The organism is Sorangium sp. So ce362 (genome assembly GCF_051519845.1).
Lineage (GTDB): Bacteria > Myxococcota_A > Polyangia > Polyangiales > Polyangiaceae > Sorangium.
In genome coordinates this window covers 3,158,947-3,174,745 of the sequence record NZ_CP150332.1, presented here as the reverse complement: position 1 = coordinate 3,174,745, position 15,799 = coordinate 3,158,947, and the positions used below count along the sequence as shown (strand labels likewise).

Sequence of the window (15,799 nt, the reverse complement as noted above, 5' to 3'; positions counted from 1 at the left end):
CATGGAGGCTCAACCCTCGCAAGCCGGCGACGTGACGGGCGCGTGACGAGCCCCGGCGAGGCGCCCCCCGCTCGCGCTACCCCAGCAGCGCGAGCAGGTCCTCCCGCGTCAGCGAGACCGCCCTGTCCGCCTCGCCCAGCGCGGCGCCCGCGATCGCGCGCTTCCGCTCCTGCAGCGCGAGGATCCCCTCCTCCACCGTGTCCTTCGCGACGAGCCGGTGGACCAGCACCGGGCGGTGCTGCCCGATGCGGTGGGCCCGATCGGCCGCCTGATCCTCGACCGCCGGGTTCCACCAGGGATCGAGCAGGAAGACGTGATCCGCCGCGGTCAGGTTCAGGCCGGTGCCGCCCGCCTTGAGCGAGATGAGCATCACCGGCGGGCCGCCCGGCGACTGGAAGGCGTTGACCACCCCGGCGCGGTCGCGCGTCGAGCCGTCGAGGCGGTTCCACGGGATCCCCGCCTCGGTGAGGTGCGGCTCGACGAGGTCGAGCAGCGAGGTCCACTGCGAGAAGACGAGCGCCTTGTGGCCGCCCGCCACGCACTCCTCCAGCGCCGCGAGCAGCCGCATCACCTTGGAGGAAGGCGCGCTCCGCAACGCCGACGCCGCGGCCGCGTCGGCCGGGCCGGCGCTCGACCCCGGGATCAGCGCCGGGTGGCAGGCCGCCTGGCGCAGGCGGAGCAGCGCCTCCAGCGCCGCCATGACGCTCGCCCCCTGCGCGAGCCGCTCCACCACGTCCTTGCGCGTCGCCGCGCGCACCGCCTCGTAGAGCTCGCGCTCGGCCTCCTCGAGCTCGCAGTAGAGCACCATCTCCGAGCGCGGCGGCAGCTCGGGCGCCACCTCGCGCTTCATCCGCCGCAGCACGAAGGGGCGGATCTTCTGCCGCAGCTCTGCCGCCGCGCCGGCCGCGCCCTCGGCGATCGGCCGGCCGTAGCGCTCCTGGAAGGCGCCGCGACCGCCGAGCAGCCCGCGGTTCGTGAAGTGGAGCAGGCTCCAGAGCTCCTCGAGCCGGTTCTCGACCGGCGTGCCGCTCAGCGCCACGCGCAGCTCGGCGCGGAGCGCGAACGCCGCCCGCGCCGCCTGGCTGTCGGGGTTCTTGATCGCCTGCGCCTCGTCCAGCACCACGATGTCCCACGCCTGCGCCGCGAGCAGCTCGACGTCGTTGCGGAGCACGGCGTACGTCGTCAGCGTGACGTCGGCCGCGGGATCGAGCGCGCGCCGCGCGCCGTGGTAGATCGCGAACCGGAGGCCGGGGCGGAACCGCCGGATCTCGTCGGCCCAGTTGTGCACGACGCTGCGCGGGCACACGACGAGCGTCCGACCGCGCACCGCGCAGAGCGTCTGCAGCGTCTTGCCGAGCCCCATGTCGTCGGCGAGCACCGCCCCGAGGCCGGCGTCGCGCAGGAACGACAGCCAGTCGACGCCGCGGCGCTGGTACGGGCGCAGCGTCGCGGTCAGGTCGGCCGGCAGCGGCGCCTCCGGGAGCGACGCGAAGCCGTCGAGCAGCGGCATCAGCTTGTCGAAGCCGGACGGGCGCGGGTACTCGATCTCGTCGCACAGGGCGGCCAGCGCCGGGAGCGCCGCCGGCGGCACCTCCTTGTCGTCGCGCCGCGCCGCGAGCAGGTCGGCGACGCGCGCGCCGTACTTCTCGAGCCACGCCGCGGGCAGCGGCGCCCACCCGCCGCCGAGGAGCGGCACGAGCGGCAGGCCGTCCTGCCACGCCCGGATCACGGCCGCGGCGTCCGCGCGCTTCGGCGGCGCGCCGGCGGCGTCGCCCTCCTCGCCCGCGCCGTCCTCGCGCCCCGCCGAGAGCTCGAACTCGACGTCGAAGGCGCGGTCGTCGACGACGAAGCGCGGCACGAGCTCGGCCTTCCCGAAGAGCTCGCCGCGCGCCTCGGCGAAGGCGCGGGCGTCCCACGCCTCGAGGCGCGAGGCGAAGCGGATCGCCTCGGCGCCGTCGAAGTCGACCCGGCGGCCCGGGATGAGGTGCAGCTCGTCGCGCAGCCGGATGAGCAGCACGCGCTCCGCGGCCTCGTCGCGGACGGGCACGGGGCCGGACAGGTGCACGAGCCGGCCGTGCTCGATGCGCGCCTCGGGCGGGTCGCCGTACACGAGGCTGGGCACGACCGACAGCGTGTGATCCTTCTGGCTGAGCTCGAGGAGGATCCGCGGGCGGGAGGCGCCGCCCGCGCGCGGCAGGCGCTGGCTCTGGACGGTGATCGGGACGCGCTTGGTCAGCTCCGGCAGGACCTCGGTCACGAGCTTGCCGAGGTCGCCCCGCGAGAAGACGCGCCGGAGCGGCAGCCGATCGAGCTTCGGGCCGGTGAGGTCCATCTCCCGGAGCAGGTGCAGCGTGCCTCCGCACCGGACGACGCCCGACGCGATCACCTCGTCGATGCGCGGGTCCCGCTCCACGACGAGCGCCACGCCGTCGTCGTGATCGCGCACCGTCGCGCGGGGGCCGATCGCCTCGCTGGAGACGCGGACGGGCGCGCCGTCGAGCTCCACGTCGGCGACGCCGGCCAGCGCGGCGAAGAGCTCGGGCTGGCGATCCGAGGGGAAGTAGCCGTGCTGCTTGGTGCCCACGAGCCGATCGGCCGCGAGGTCCTCGTGCGTCGGATAGAGCTCGGGCAGCCTCGGCCCCGGCCGCTCGGCCCCCGCCGGCGCCCTGACGGCGCGCCCGGCGAGGCTGGCGAGCGAGATCCGGAGCGGCTCCTCGGCGCCGTTCGCGTGGACGATCATCCGCTCGAGGGCGAGCACGAGGCCCTTGCGCCGGAGCCGGTACCGCAGCCGCGCCGCCGGAGGGGGCACGGCCGCGGCGCCGCCCTGCGCGGCCGGCTGGCCGGGCGCGGCCGGCTGGCCGGGCGCGGCTGGCTGGCCGGGCGCGGCTGGCTGGCCCTGCGCGGCCGGTTGCGAGAGCGCGATGACCGCCGCGGCGGCGTGGGCGCAGGGGTCGACCTTCCCGCCGCAGTCGCACGTCCACTCGGCGTCCGCGGGGTAGAGGGTGACCGTGGGCGCGACGGGCTGGCCGGCGGCCTTGACGCGGACCACGACGGAATCGCCGCGATCCTCGCGCCCGAAGGCAGCGCCCTCGCGGGCGAGCTTCACGCCCTGGGACCAGAGGCCCGGAAGACAGGCTTTTCTGATGGCTTCGAGAAGACCCTGCACAGCGACTCCAGACGCCGACGACCTGCCCTGGCGGAACGCGCGCACGCGCGCTCGCCCGGGACCGGCGCCACTTCTTGAGAATGTACACAGGAAGACGGAGAAGACGGGAAGAGGCTCGGGGGTCTTTTTCCGTCGCCTCGTCTTCCAGATTCCAGGAGCTTGCCCGGCGAGGGCGGGGCGCTGCTGTAGCAGGAATTCGCACGACGCGTCGCTTGACACGACGGGCTCTACTGACACGACGGGCTCTACCGGCGCGTCAGGTGCTCGCGGTAGCGCGTCGTGAGCTCCATCCAGCGCAGGGTGAGGATCGGCTCGCGCTCGAGCCGGTCCTGCCAGCTGCGATCGACGGCATTCCACAGGTCCCGGTCCGCGATGCCGTGGCGCAGGAGCGCCCGATCGAACGACGACGCCACCCCGACCGACAACTCGGCGCAGAGGGCCGCGTACTGCTGCAGGCTGAGCGAGGGCAGCGCGCTCCGCTTGCCGGGCACGTCCTGCTCCGACGCCGGCTCGCGGGCCGTGAGGCCCGACGGCGCGGGCGCGGCCGGCGCCGTGCTGGCCGCGCCGGGCTCGCCGGGCGACCGCCGGAGGGTGAGCCCCGACCGCGCGTTGCCGCCGTCGAGCTCCATCAGCTCTGTCTCGTTCGGGGGCTTGATCGAGGGCAGCGGCATGGCCCGCGGCACCGCGACGGGCTCGGCGGCCTCGCCCTCCGAGGGGTAGCCCTTCCCGCTCGACAGGGGGACGATCGCGGACAGCGGCGGCGAGGCCGCGCGCCTCGGGGGCACGGACGACTCGCCCCCCCGGACGCCCCGCCGCGGGCCGGGGCGCTCGCCGTCGGGCGCCGCGAACGACAGCACCGGGCCGGCGTCGGTGATCTCCATCTGCAGGACGATCTCGCCGTCCCTGCCGCGGACGATCAGCCGATCGCCCGCCACGGCCGCCTCCATCTCGTAGCGCCGACCGGACGAGAGCAGGACGGTCGCGGACGGGACCGGCGCGCCGCACGCCGCCCCCCGCGCGCCGATTTCTACCTGAGGACGGGGCGCCGCCTGATGCAGCGCGGGCTCGGTATCCGGTGGATCCCCACTCATCAGGATGCAGAGCCTACCGCAGCAAGCGCGCGCTCCGCGAGCGCTTTCAGCGACCGCCCGGCAGCGCTCGGACGCAAGGCAACGAGGAGGTGCGCGGCTCTCCGCCTGGGAGCCGGAAGGCGCGGCGCACCGCGTGCCGGCCACCAGCGACGTGGTTGCGCGTGGTTGTGCGAGGTCGCGCGCGGCCGCTGAGGGCTTACGTGATGCGATGAACCTTCATTTCACAAAATGCGTCGCTGCGCTCAGCCACCCCGCGCAGCTGACAAAAAGCTGCCCACCTCCACGAACACTTGGAATTCACCAGCCGGAACCGTAATGCGTCCCGCAACGTCATTCCTCGCATTACCCGCCCCGATTTCGTCTGGAATCTCCGGATCTGTAGTAAGAGCGCCTCTCAAAACCTCCCGTCGCCAGACAGCCGAGAGCGGGCGCATCGCGTCGCTGCTCCTCGTCGCCCTATTTCAGTAGGGCTCCTCGTCGCGCCTAGCGCTGCACCCGCTCTCGGCTGCCTGGCTCGGTCCGGTTTTGTTCGGCGCTCCAAGCCGAGGGCTGCGAGCTCTGCCCCAAAGGAGGTCTCATGACGAGGACCGATCTCGCGCTTGCGCTGCTGTTCACCGCGTGCCTCGTAGGCTGCGAGATGCTCGGCGGCACGACTCACCAGACGTGCGCAGAACAATGCAGAACGGCGCTCGACCCCGACGCGTGCATAGCGAAATGCGGCACGTGCGCCGGCCTGTGTGTCACCCCGGCGCCAGAGGGCTTCGACGGCCCTGCGTTGCTCTGGGTGGGCAGGACGGTGGATGAGCCACAGTGCCCTGCCAGCGCCCCGAGCACGGTGTACTTGGGATACAAGAGCCCTGATATCCCCTTCGCGTGCGACCCATGTCGGTGCAGCGAGCCGGCGTGTGCCCTGCCCGACGGCCTCAGGACGGCCGCCTCGCTGAGGTGCGATGGATCGGCGCTCGGGTTGCATGACGCCCGGGACATCCTGAGCGGCACCTGCGTGGTCCCCAGCGAGGCTCTGGCGAGCGATCGCAAGTCGCTCCTGCTGGGCTCGCCCCAGGTGAGGCCGTGCAAGCCCAGCATCGAGCCTCCGCCGGTGCCGCGCCTCTTCTCGCAGTGGTATCGCTCCGGAAAAGCCTGCGCGGGCACCCTCCCGGAAGATACCTGCATCTCTCCGAAGACGTGCGTTCCGGCCGACGAGGAGCGGGGCTTCGCGCAGTGCATCATGCACCTCGGCGAGGGCGAGGTGACCTGCCCGCCGGACTATCCGGAGAATGTCGTCCTGTACGACGGCCTGAGAGACGAGCGCCGCTGCACGCCGTGCACGTGCGGCCCCCCCGAGGGCGGCACGTGCTCTCTGATGCTCCTTTCCTTCCGGGACGAGGCGTGCAGCGAGATGCTCACCGCCGGCGTGGCGTCGAGCAAGGACCCGGGCTGCCTCAAGCCGGTCCCCGGGGTCCAGCCCAAGAGCATGAAGGCGGTCTGGCACGTCAACAACCCCGGCCGCTGCGAGCCGCGAGGCGGGGAGGTGTCCGGCCAGATCATCCTCACCGGTCCGAGCACGTTCTGCTGTCAGACACGTCCGGGCAAGAACGAGTGACGACTGCACGCTGTCGCCAAGGACGCCGTCGACGCCGCCCCGGGCGCGATCCAGGCTCCCCCTGAACCAGGGTCGGGCACAACCAGACCCGATGGCACGGCGTGAAGATCCTCAGTGCGGGGTTCAATCTGCCTGACAAAAAATCTCTCGATAGAGAGAAATGAACAAACCAAAACGCAATGCGTCACCGAGCGTTCGGACGCGCGCACAAAAGCCTTTACGTGCGCTCCAAAGTCAGTATCTACAGGATCACGACGTGGGAGCGGCGACGTCGAGCCCGCCTCCGCCACGCGGCAGAGGTGCACTGTCCCACGGGCGCCTGAGACGTTTGAGGAGGGGGGGCACATGTCGGGGTGGTGTGGCCGGATGGGAGGCAGCGGGGTGCTTCGGGTCGAGGTGTTCCCTCCGCACGATGCGGCACAGATCCCGCCCTAGCCGGGACGCCGATGCTACGCGCCGGTTGCGCCGCAATGGTCGCTGTCTTCATGGCAACGACCCCGGTGCATGCGGATACGCCTCGGTCTGAATCGCGACGGGAGACGCAGGAGGGAGACGACATGTTGCGAGGCGAGATCTCCGCGTCGCCGCTGCTCGCGGTGGGCCTCCTGCCCGCGCTCGCCGGGGGGGCCTCGTTCGCCACGACGTTCCGCTGGCCCAGCCTGTCGATCGCCGTCGAGGCGCGCATGCTCACCGCCCTGACGGATACCTTCGAGGAGGGCGTCCTGGTCCACGCGAGCCTGGCGATGCCGGCGCTCGACATCTGCGGCCATCGCGGGGTCCTGTCGGTGTGCGCCGTCTTCGATGCCGGCGAGCTGCAGATCACGAGCGACCCCGGCGTCGTCATTCAGGCACGAAAGCCGTGGGTCAGCTCGATCGGGCTGCGGGCCGCCGGGGACTGGCGCTTCTCCGAGCAGCTGTCGTTGCGCGGGTTCGCCGAGCTGCACACGAACCACAGCCGCCCGTCGCTCTGGGTGAACGGCAGAGAGGTATGGCGGGTCCCACCGCTCTCCGGGGTGATCGGGTTGGGGCTCGTGCTCCCCGTGGACGCCTTCTAGCGGAGGCCCCCTGGTCGCTCCTCGATGGGGCGCGGCCGATTCGTCGTCGACACTGGACTGAACGAGCGGTCACCACCCGCGATGAGCACCATGTCAGCAGCTTTACCAAGAAACACCGGGGCCGGTGCGGCGACGCCGGGGCGACCGAGGGGCCGGGGGCCCGCGTGGCTCGTCGCGGCCGCGGCCCTGCTCGCGCCCTGGCGCGCCGGCGCCGCGCCGCCCCGCGCCGCGGTGCAGCTCGAGTACCGGCGCGCGCCGGGGGCCGAGCGCTGTCCGGACGAGGGGCTCTTGCGCGAGGAGATGGCCAGGCAGCTCGGCTACGACCCGGTGGATCCCGAGGCGGCTTTGCAGGCCAAGACGCTTGTCTTTCGCGGGCCGGGCAGGGAGGTGCACGCCGCCATGGATCTCCACGACGCCGAGGGCTCCATCACGTGGTCGCGGCACCTGGTCGCCTACAACGACGACTGCAGGGAGCTTGTCATGAACATGGCGCTCTCGCTCCGGGTCGCGCTCGATCCGAGCCTGAACGTGCCGCCCGCGCCCGCGCCCGCGCCGCTCCCCGAGCCCGCGCTTCCGGCCGAGGCGGCGGTCAGCGCGCCCGCGCAGCCCGCGTGGCCCAGGATCAGCGTCGGCCTCGCCGGCGCCGCGGTGTTCGGGAGCCTGCCGGAGACGACCGTCGGGACGGCGCTCCACGTCGCGCTCCGTTATCCGTCCTTCTCGCTCGGCCTCGAAGGCCACGTTCAATGGCCCAGCAGGGTCCAGATCGACAAGGGAAGGTTCGCCTCGACCTGGATCGCGGCGGCGAACGCGATCCCGTGCTCCCAGCTCCGTCGCCTCTTCGCCTGCGCCTTCGTGTCGATCGGGGTCGTGACGAGCTCCGGCACCAACATCGAGCTCGTCAACACGCCGTCGCTCTGGCTCACCACGGGGCCGCGCGCCGGCATCGAGATGCCGTTCTCCGATCGGATCAGCGTGCAGCTCTATGGCGATCTCGTGCTCCGTCTCACGGAGTTCCGCATCGAGGACCCGTCCACTGTTTTCTGGGCCCCGCCAGCGTCCGGCGGGCTCGTCGGTCTCCGGGTGGACGTCCATCTGAGCCCGCGGCGCGAGGCGCCCGCCCGGCGCGCTCCCCTTGCTCGGGGCACGGAGGCGCCGCATTGACCAGCTTCGCGGCGGCGACGTCGCCGCGCTCGAGGGGGAATCGAGGGGGAAAGAGATGGGGTCACCGTCACGCAAGAGCACGTCCGTCGAGCCTTCCCACGCCATCATGGTGAACATCGCCGAGGAACATTTCTCGTTCATCGCCCGCTACCTCGCCCGCCTCGGGGTGCGCTCGCAGGACATCGAGGATGTCGCCCAGGAGGTGCTCGCCGGCGCCTACCGCGCGCTGCCGCGGTTCGACGCGAGCCGGGGCAGCGTGCGGTCGTGGCTCATGGGGATCGCGACCCACCAGGCGTCGAATCATTTCCGGCGGGCCCACCGCCGTCGCGAGCGTCTCCGCCCGTTCGACGATCTCGCGCAGCTGCCCGACGCCACCCCCGACTCCGAGCAGCGCGTCATCGCGAGGGACCGGCGCTGCGTGCTCGAACAGCTGCTCGAGGAGCTGCCGATGGAGCGCCGCTGCGTGTTCGTCGCCCACGAGATCGAGGAGATCGACATGGCCGAGATCGCCCAGCAGCTCTCGATCCCCCTGAGCACCGCGTGGAGCCGGCACCGGCTCGCCTGGGTCGACCTCGAGGCGGCGAGGCGTCGCTGGCAGGCGCGTCATCGCGGCCGCGGGCTCGCGCTCATCCCCTTCAGCGCCGGCGCGCTCGTCCAGGAGGCGCGCGCGGGTCGCGAGATCGCGCGCTCGCTGCTCGCGCGGATCTACCGCGCTGCGCGCCGCGCGCTCTCGCCGCGGCGGCTCGCCGGCGGCTCGGCCTCGCGCACCGGCGCGGCCGGCGCGCTCCACGCCGCCGCGGCCGTCGCGGTCCCGCTGGCCGCGGTCGTCGCGATCGCGCTCGGCGCGCTGCGCGCCGCCTCGTCCGCGGCCTCCGCCGGCGAGCGCGCCGCGACCGCCCCCGCCCTGGCCGCCGTCGCGGCGCTGCAGGCGCAGTCCGTCGTTGTCACGCCGCTCGCGCCGCAGGCCTCCGCGCCGCCCGCCAGCCCGGCGCCGCCGCCGTCCGCCAGCGCCGCGCCGCCTCCGCCCGGCGCAGCTGCCGCGGCGGACGCTTCACGGGATCGCGGAGGCGCGGGCGCCCCGGGCGCTGTCGTCGGGCTCTCGCCAGCGAGCAGCGCGGCGCTCGCCGGCAGGAAGCCCGCGCTCCGTCCGGCCGGCGGCGCTGCCGTGCCCGCCGCGCGGCGGGCCGTTGCGTCGAGCGACGAGGAGATCGCCGCGGAGCGCGCCCTCATCGACGGCGCGATCACGGCGTTCTCGGAGCGCCGTTACGCCGAGGCGAACCGCCGCCTCATCGAGCACCGGCGGCGTTTCCCTGCGGGCCGCCTCGCCGCCGAGAGGAACGCGGCGCTGCGCGCGCTCCGCGCCAGAGCGACAGCCGTCTTGGCGTCGCCGGCGCCCTAGCGCGATGATCCGACGAGAATGAATCGAGCCGCAAAGCCGCCAAGCCGCAAAGAAAAGAAATCTCCGGCTCGTCCCGCCGTCCTCGGCGCCATGCCGATTCGCTTCCTCCTGTCCGCCACGCCACATGCCGCCCGGCGCTTCCCGAGCTGCCGAGCGGTGCTCTCCCGTCCATGGCGCTTCGGGGTGCGCACAGGAGATCATTTTTGAGAGGAGGATGGCTTTTTTTGAGATGGGGGAGTGGGTCCTCCTAATTAAGCGAGCATGGGACAATTGAACCGCACGCTCGCTCCGTCGATGCCGCTGGATAGACAGCGCGCCTTTGTCCGTCTCTTTCGGGGGAAGACCTACGACTCCGTATGGAATTGGCTGAGGCGGCTCGGGGTCCCACGCCGCGATCGGCGCGACATCCTCCAGGATGTCTTCCTCGCCGGATACCAGAGCTTCCCCACCTACGATCCGCTCCGCGCGCGGCCGGAGAGGTGGCTCAACAGGATCACGGTCCACGTGGCCGCCCACTACCGCGACCGGGCACACCACCGGCGCGAGGAGCTCTCCTCCGGCCGGGCCCCGCGGCGCGTCGCCGACGAGCGCCCGAACGCCGAGGAGCAGATCGACGCGGAGCAGACGCGCTCGCTCATCCTGTCGCGGCTCGGGTCGCTACAGACGGAAGAGCAGCGGATCCTCATCGAGCACGACATCGAGGGCGTGCCGATGGCGACGGTCGCCGAGCAGCACGGGATCCCGCTGTCGACCGCGTACAAGTGGCGCACGCGCGCGATCGCCTCGCTGCGCGCGTTGATCGAGGAGCCCCGCGCCGAGCACAAGCGAAAGCGGCCGCCGCGGCCGGCGGGGGGCGACGCCGGGGAGCCCGCCCCGCGGCCGGCGAAGGCCCCGCGGCCGGCGAAGGCCGCGCGACGGGGGACGGCCGAGCGAGCCGCCCGCGCGCCCGCCGCGACCACAGCGCCGCCGTCGGCTCCCTGCCGCAGCGCCCCGCTCCCCCGGCCGTCGGACGCCGAGCAGACGCACACGCCCGCGAGCGCATGAGCCGCGAAGACCGCCGGCGCCGCCGGAGGCGCGCCCCCGCGAGCGCCCGCGCCGGCCCGCAACCACGCGCCCCGGACGCCCCTGCAGCGCTCGAGCACCCGCGAGACAAATCTTCAAGCCGGTCGGAATTGTGCGGCGCCGGCCAGTCCCGGTCAGTCCCGGTCAGCACCGGCCGGCACCGACCCGAACCGCTCGGAACGACCGGAGCCGATCCGGCAAAGAGAAAGCGCTTCCGTCCCACGTGTGGGTAGTCGGGGCATATCGCGTCGCGCTATGCTGGAACCTCAACGATGTACTACTCGACCGACGACCTTCGTATTGCAGGGCTCAGGCCCCTGATCCCCCCCGCGATCCTGATTGAAGAGATCCCCGTCAGCCCCGCCGCTTCCGAGACGGTGGCGTTCACGCGCAGGGCCGCCGAGCGCGTGATCTCGGGCGAGGACGACCGGATCATCGTGGTGGTGGGCCCTTGCTCCATCCATGACCCCAAGGCCGCCCTGGAGTACGCGGCGCGGCTCCGCGAGGCGCGCGACCGGCTGAGCGACGACCTTGTCGTGATCATGCGCGTGTACTTCGAGAAGCCGCGCACAACGGTCGGCTGGAAGGGGCTGATCAACGACCCCGACCTCGACGGGAGCTTCTCGATCAACAAGGGGCTCCGCGTCGCCCGAGGGCTGCTCCGCGACATCGCCGAGCTCGGCCTCGCGAGCGCGACCGAGTTCCTTGACACGATCTCGCCGCAGTTCATCGCCGATTTCATCTCCTGGGGCGCGATCGGCGCGCGCACGACGGAGAGCCAGGTCCACCGCGAGCTCGCCTCCGGCCTCTCCTGCCCCGTGGGCTTCAAGAACAGCACGGAGGGCGACGTCCAGATCGCGGTCGACGCCGTGCGGGCCGCGCGCGAGGCGCACCATTTCCTGTCCGTCACAAAGCAGGGCATCTCGGCGATCGTGGCGACGCGCGGCAACCCGGCGTGCCACGTGATCCTGCGCGGCTCGCAGCGCGGCCCCAACTACGCGCCCGAGCACGTCCGCGAGGCGGCCGAACGCCTGACCAAGGCGGGCCTGCCGCACCGGCTGATGGTCGACTGCAGCCACGGCAACAGCCAGAAGGACCCGGCCCGCCAGCGGAGCGTGGCCGAGAGCCTCGCCGACCAGCTGCGCGCCGGCTCGCGCGACCTCCTCGGCGTCATGATCGAGAGCCACCTCGTCGGCGGCCGGCAGGACCTCGCGCCGGGCAAGCCCCCCACCTACGGCCAGAGCATCACCGACGCCTGCCTCGGCTGGAACGACACGGTGCCGGTCCTCGAGCTCCTCGCACAGGGGGTGCGGGACCGGCGGGCCAGCAAGGCGGCGTGACCCCGCCGCGCCGCGCACAGGCCGGCGCGCACGCCTGCTCCTCTCAGAAATTTTCACCCTGAGTGCAATTTTCGGATCGCGGCGCGGCGCAGCCCCGGCTGTCCGCCGGGCCGCGTCCGCTGCGCGCTCGGCGCCGCTGCCGCGCCGGCGGGCGACGCGCTATGTCCCCGGAGCCCCTCGGAGGGGGCCGATATTCTCTCCGAAATCCTCATCATCCTGGCCCTCGTGCTCGTGAACGGCTTCTTTTCGGGGGCCGAGATCGCGGTGGTCACGATCCGCAAGACGCGGCTCGACCAGCTCGTGCAGTCGGGGAGCGCCCGTGCGCGCGCGGTGAAGCGCCTGCGGGGCAACCCGGAGCGCTTCCTCGCCACCGTGCAGATCGGCATCACCATCGTCGGCGCGACCGCGAGCGCCTTCGGCGGGTCGACCCTGGCGAAGGACCTCGCGCCGGTGCTCCGCGCCGTGCCGTGGATCGGGGACGCGGCCGACGAGCTCGCGCTCGCCGCGGTGGTCGCGCTCGTCTCCTTCCTCTCGCTCGTCCTCGGCGAGCTCGTCCCGAAGTCGCTCGCGCTCCGCAGCGCCGAGCGGTACGCGCTGCTCGTCGGCGCGCCGCTCCGCGGGCTGTCGTCGCTCGCCCGCCCGCTCGTGTGGCTGCTCACGGCGAGCTCGAACCTGGTGCTGAGGCTCTTCGGCGATCGAACGAACTTCGTCGAGGCGCGCATCTCGCCCGAGGAGATCCAGCAGATCGTCGACGACGCCGCCGAGGCGGGCTCGGTCGACAAGCGCGCCGGCGAGATCGCCTCCCGCGCCCTCGATTTCGCCGGGCTCACCGCGCTCCAGGTGATGCTCCCCCGCTTCCGGGTCGTGGCGCTCCCGCGCGAGACGACCGCCGAGGAGGTCCAGCGCGTCGTGCTGGAGCACGGCCACACGCGGATGCCGGTCTACGAGGGGTCGAACGACAACGTGATCGGCTACGTCACGATGCCGGAGCTGCTCGCGCTCCTCTGGGGCAACGGGGAGTTCTCGCTCGAGAGCATCCTGCGCCCGGCCTATTTCGTCGTCGCGTCGATGCCCGCTGTCGACCTCCTCGCCGAGATGAAGCGGCGCCGGCTCCAGCTCGCCGTCGTCGTGGACGAGCAAGGCGGCATGAGCGGCATCGTCACGATGGAGGACCTCGTCGAGGAGCTCGTCGGCGAGATCTTCGCCGAGAACGAGGCGCACCCGCCCCCCGCCGAGACGATCCGGCGCGGGCCGGACGGGTCGGCGCTCGTGCCCGGCGACATGCCGGTCCACGAGCTCAACCGGCAGCTCGAGATCGAGCTGCCGGACGACGTGCGCTGGTCCACGGTCGCGGGCCTCTGCATGGGGCTCGCCCGGCGCATCCCCGCGCCCGGCGACGTCCTCAGGACCCCGGACGGGGTAGAGCTCCACATCGTCGACGCCAGCCCCCGGCAGATCCGCACGGTGCGGGTCCGCATCCCGCCCCCGGAGCCGGCCGAGCGCGAAGACGAGGAGCTCCGCGGCGCGGGCTGAGCGGGCGCGGCCCGCCTTGCTGGGGCGCGCTCTCCCGCCCCCTGTTCCCGCGCAAACACCTCGCCTCGAATGCCTGGTGCGAAATGCCCCGCTGCGGCGAGGCGCCGCGCAGACGCGCCGCTCGCCGAGGGCGCGGGCAACGCGTACGTCGCCGGGGTCATGCGGCGCGACGTCGCCCGCGTGAGCGCGGACCGCTCGCTCGACGAGGTCATGCTCCTCATGTCCGAGAAGAGCGCCCCTGTGGTCGCGGTGTACGACGGTGAAAGATACCTGGGTCTCATCAGCCAGGGCGACATCGCCGAGGCGCTCACGCTGCTGCAATTCCTGCCGGCCTCGCGCCTGGGCGGCGCCGCGTCGCCGGCAGCGCCGCGCACGCAATGGACCTGACGGCGCGACGGCGCGACGGCGCGACGCAGGCCTGAGGCGAGCGAGACCGGCGCGGCGCGGCGCGCGCCGTCGAGATCCGCGCGCCGTATCGGGCTGCAAGCATTGACAGCCTGGAAGGCCATCAGCGTATCCTCCCCGGTAGCTCCTCGTTCGACCCCCCGTCGCCGGCATCTCTGCCGAGGGAAGGCTCATGAAAAAGGTCAAATCGCGCTTCAGGCTCGCGCCGACGTACACCCTGCTCTGGCTCGTCGCGGCGGCGCTCGCCTCCGTGGCGTCGTGCTCGGACGGCGGCCCCTCCACGGCCGAGTGCGTCGCTCCCGATACGGCGTGCGACGGCATCTGCGTCAACACGAGCACAAGCTCGAACCACTGCGGCGCGTGCGGCACGGTGTGCGCGAGCGATCAGACCTGCAGCGCGGGCGCGTGCGTCGCGGCGTGCGAGGCCGGCCAGACGACGTGCGGCGACGCCTGCGTCGACCTCGCGACCGACGAGGCGCACTGCGGCAGCTGTAGCGAGGCCTGCGCGGAGGGGCAGACCTGCCAGGACGGCGCCTGCGAGGCGGACGGATGCTCCGGGGGGCGCACCGACTGCGACGGCGAGTGCGTCAACACCGCGTCCGACCCGGAGAACTGCGGCGCGTGCGGCGCCGCGTGCGAGGAGGGGGAGTCCTGCGAGGCCGGCGCCTGCCAGGCCGGCGGGTGCTCCGACGGGCTCACCGACTGCGACGGGGCCTGCGTCGACGTCGACAGGAGCGAGTCGCACTGCGGCACCTGCGGGACCGAGTGCAACGACGACCAGACGTGCGTGGCCGGCGTGTGCCAGGGCGGCTGCGGCTCCGGGCTCACGACCTGCGGCGACGCCTGCGTCGACGTCCAGACCGACACCGAGAACTGCGGCACCTGCGGGACCGCGTGCAACGCCACGCAGGTCTGCCAGACCGGGATGTGCGCGTGCACGGTGGGCCCGGGCCATGACCTCGGCGACGCCGTGCCGCAGTTCGTGAACGCCACGACGGCCGGCCTGCCGAACTCGTACGCCCCCTCGTGCGTGTCCGCGAGCTCGAGCGAGCGCATCTACTCGTTCACCGCGGCGACCGCGGGCGTCTACTCCTTCGACAGCAGCAACTCCGGGTACCAGGTCGTCCTCGCCCTGCTCGACGCCACGGGCTGCTCCGAGCTCGCCTGCAACGCCGACCCGAACGCGATCGTCACGGCCGACCTGGCCATGGGCCAGACCGTCTACATCGTGGTCGACGGCGCGGACGGCCAGGCGGGCACGTTCGAGCTGCACGTGACGCGGGCGAGCGCGCCGAGCTGCCCGGCGGGCACGCTCGCCCCCTCGGTGCCGCAGACGATCACCGGCAGCACGGTCGGCCGGCCCAACAGCGTGCGGCCGACCGCGTCCACGTGGTGCCGCGACGCGAGCGCCCCCGACGCGGGGTACGCGTTCACGGCGCCCGTCTCCGGCGACTACACCTTCGATACGTACGGGTCCGCGTTCGACACGGTGCTCCACGTGCGCGACGCCACGTGCCAGGGGACGCAGCTCGCGTGCAACGACGACACGGTGATCGAGCAGTCCGAGGTCACCGTGACGCTCACCGCGGGCCAGACGGTCGTGATCGTGGTGGACGGGTCGGACGCCACCCGCTCGGGCGCGTTCACGCTCAACATCCAGCGGGCCGTCCCGCCGCCGGTGTGCGACGGCTCGGGCGAGTGCGGGGATGGGAGCTCGGGGTGCGTCCGGTGCGCCGTCGAGGGCAACTGCGCCGACGAGGTCGCGGCCTGCTTCGACACGAGGGAATGCCTCGAATTCGTGGACTGCTATCTCACGTGCGACACGGACGCCTGCAAGGACGCCTGCATCGCCGCAGACCCGGCCAGCGCCGCGCTGTTCGACGCGTACAGAGCCTGCATCTACTGCTCCGAGTGCCCGATCGACTGCAGCGGCGAGGCCTTCACCTGCCCGTGAGCGGCGGCGCGAAATAGAACGAGCCCGGTG

Annotated in this window: 11 protein-coding genes; 9 read left to right on the top strand and 2 right to left on the bottom strand. The window is 72.8% G+C overall.

What is annotated here, in order from left to right; all coding sequences use genetic code 11:
• Nucleotides 1–76 precede the first annotated feature (76 nt).
• Both WMF17_RS12605 and WMF17_RS12600 read right to left on the bottom strand, forming a co-directional pair.
• The gene (locus tag WMF17_RS12605; RefSeq protein ID WP_437649607.1) at nt 77–3,166 is read right to left on the bottom strand and encodes a DEAD/DEAH box helicase; all 3,090 of its coding nucleotides are present in this window, start codon (nt 3,164–3,166) and stop codon (nt 77–79) included.
• Nucleotides 3,167–3,411: 245 nt separating this feature from the next.
• Nucleotides 3,412–4,257, bottom strand: coding sequence for a hypothetical protein (locus WMF17_RS12600; RefSeq protein ID WP_437649605.1), 846 nt, complete (start codon nt 4,255–4,257; stop codon nt 3,412–3,414).
• Between the two features lie 577 nt (nt 4,258–4,834).
• Between WMF17_RS12600 and WMF17_RS12595 the strand changes: the two genes are divergently transcribed.
• The 9 genes from WMF17_RS12595 to WMF17_RS12555 all read left to right on the top strand — a co-directional run bounded on the left by WMF17_RS12595 (nt 4,835) and on the right by WMF17_RS12555 (nt 15,769).
• The gene (locus tag WMF17_RS12595; RefSeq protein ID WP_437602285.1) at nt 4,835–5,860 is read left to right on the top strand and encodes a hypothetical protein; all 1,026 of its coding nucleotides are present in this window, start codon (nt 4,835–4,837) and stop codon (nt 5,858–5,860) included.
• A 557-nt stretch (nt 5,861–6,417) separates the two neighbouring features.
• A complete protein-coding gene (locus tag WMF17_RS12590; RefSeq protein WP_437602284.1) occupies nt 6,418–6,915 on the top strand; it encodes a hypothetical protein in 498 nt (165 codons plus the stop codon).
• 90 nt (nt 6,916–7,005) lie between these two features.
• Entirely contained in the window at nt 7,006–8,076 is a 1,071-nt protein-coding gene (locus WMF17_RS12585; protein WP_437649603.1) for a hypothetical protein, read from the top strand.
• A gap of 55 nt (nt 8,077–8,131) precedes the next feature.
• Nucleotides 8,132–9,475 carry an RNA polymerase sigma factor gene (locus WMF17_RS12580; RefSeq protein WP_437649601.1) on the top strand — a complete coding sequence of 448 codons (1,344 nt, stop codon included), beginning with the start codon at nt 8,132–8,134 and terminating at the stop codon, nt 9,473–9,475.
• A 261-nt stretch (nt 9,476–9,736) separates the two neighbouring features.
• Nucleotides 9,737–10,519 carry an RNA polymerase sigma factor gene (locus WMF17_RS12575; protein WP_437649600.1) on the top strand — a complete coding sequence of 261 codons (783 nt, stop codon included), beginning with the start codon at nt 9,737–9,739 and terminating at the stop codon, nt 10,517–10,519.
• A 290-nt stretch (nt 10,520–10,809) separates the two neighbouring features.
• Nucleotides 10,810–11,877 (top strand): 3-deoxy-7-phosphoheptulonate synthase, encoded by a 1,068-nt coding sequence (locus WMF17_RS12570; RefSeq protein ID WP_437649598.1) that lies wholly within the window; start codon nt 10,810–10,812, stop codon nt 11,875–11,877.
• A gap of 225 nt (nt 11,878–12,102) precedes the next feature.
• A complete protein-coding gene (locus WMF17_RS12565; RefSeq protein ID WP_437602278.1) occupies nt 12,103–13,410 on the top strand; it encodes a hemolysin family protein in 1,308 nt (435 codons plus the stop codon).
• A 69-nt stretch (nt 13,411–13,479) separates the two neighbouring features.
• Nucleotides 13,480–13,797: a CBS domain-containing protein gene (locus WMF17_RS12560; RefSeq protein ID WP_437602277.1), complete on the top strand. Its 318-nt coding sequence runs from the start codon at nt 13,480–13,482 to the stop codon at nt 13,795–13,797.
• Between the two features lie 190 nt (nt 13,798–13,987).
• On the top strand, nt 13,988–15,769 hold the full coding sequence (locus WMF17_RS12555; protein ID WP_437649596.1) for an MXAN_6577-like cysteine-rich protein: 1,782 nt from the start codon (nt 13,988–13,990) through the stop codon (nt 15,767–15,769).
• The last annotated feature ends 30 nt before the right edge of the window (nt 15,770–15,799 follow it).

Coding starts and splice junctions, on each gene's coding strand:
- WMF17_RS12600 (WP_437649605.1), bottom strand. CDS start 4,257: ATGAGTGGGGATCCACCGGATACCGAGCCCGCGCTGCATCAGGCGGCG.
- WMF17_RS12595 (WP_437602285.1), top strand. CDS start 4,835: ATGACGAGGACCGATCTCGCGCTTGCGCTGCTGTTCACCGCGTGCCTC.
- WMF17_RS12590 (WP_437602284.1), top strand. CDS start 6,418: ATGTTGCGAGGCGAGATCTCCGCGTCGCCGCTGCTCGCGGTGGGCCTC.
- WMF17_RS12585 (WP_437649603.1), top strand. CDS start 7,006: ATGTCAGCAGCTTTACCAAGAAACACCGGGGCCGGTGCGGCGACGCCG.
- WMF17_RS12580 (WP_437649601.1), top strand. CDS start 8,132: ATGGGGTCACCGTCACGCAAGAGCACGTCCGTCGAGCCTTCCCACGCC.
- WMF17_RS12575 (WP_437649600.1), top strand. CDS start 9,737: ATGGGACAATTGAACCGCACGCTCGCTCCGTCGATGCCGCTGGATAGA.
- WMF17_RS12570 (WP_437649598.1), top strand. CDS start 10,810: ATGTACTACTCGACCGACGACCTTCGTATTGCAGGGCTCAGGCCCCTG.
- WMF17_RS12560 (WP_437602277.1), top strand. CDS start 13,480: ATGCCTGGTGCGAAATGCCCCGCTGCGGCGAGGCGCCGCGCAGACGCG.
- WMF17_RS12555 (WP_437649596.1), top strand. CDS start 13,988: ATGAAAAAGGTCAAATCGCGCTTCAGGCTCGCGCCGACGTACACCCTG.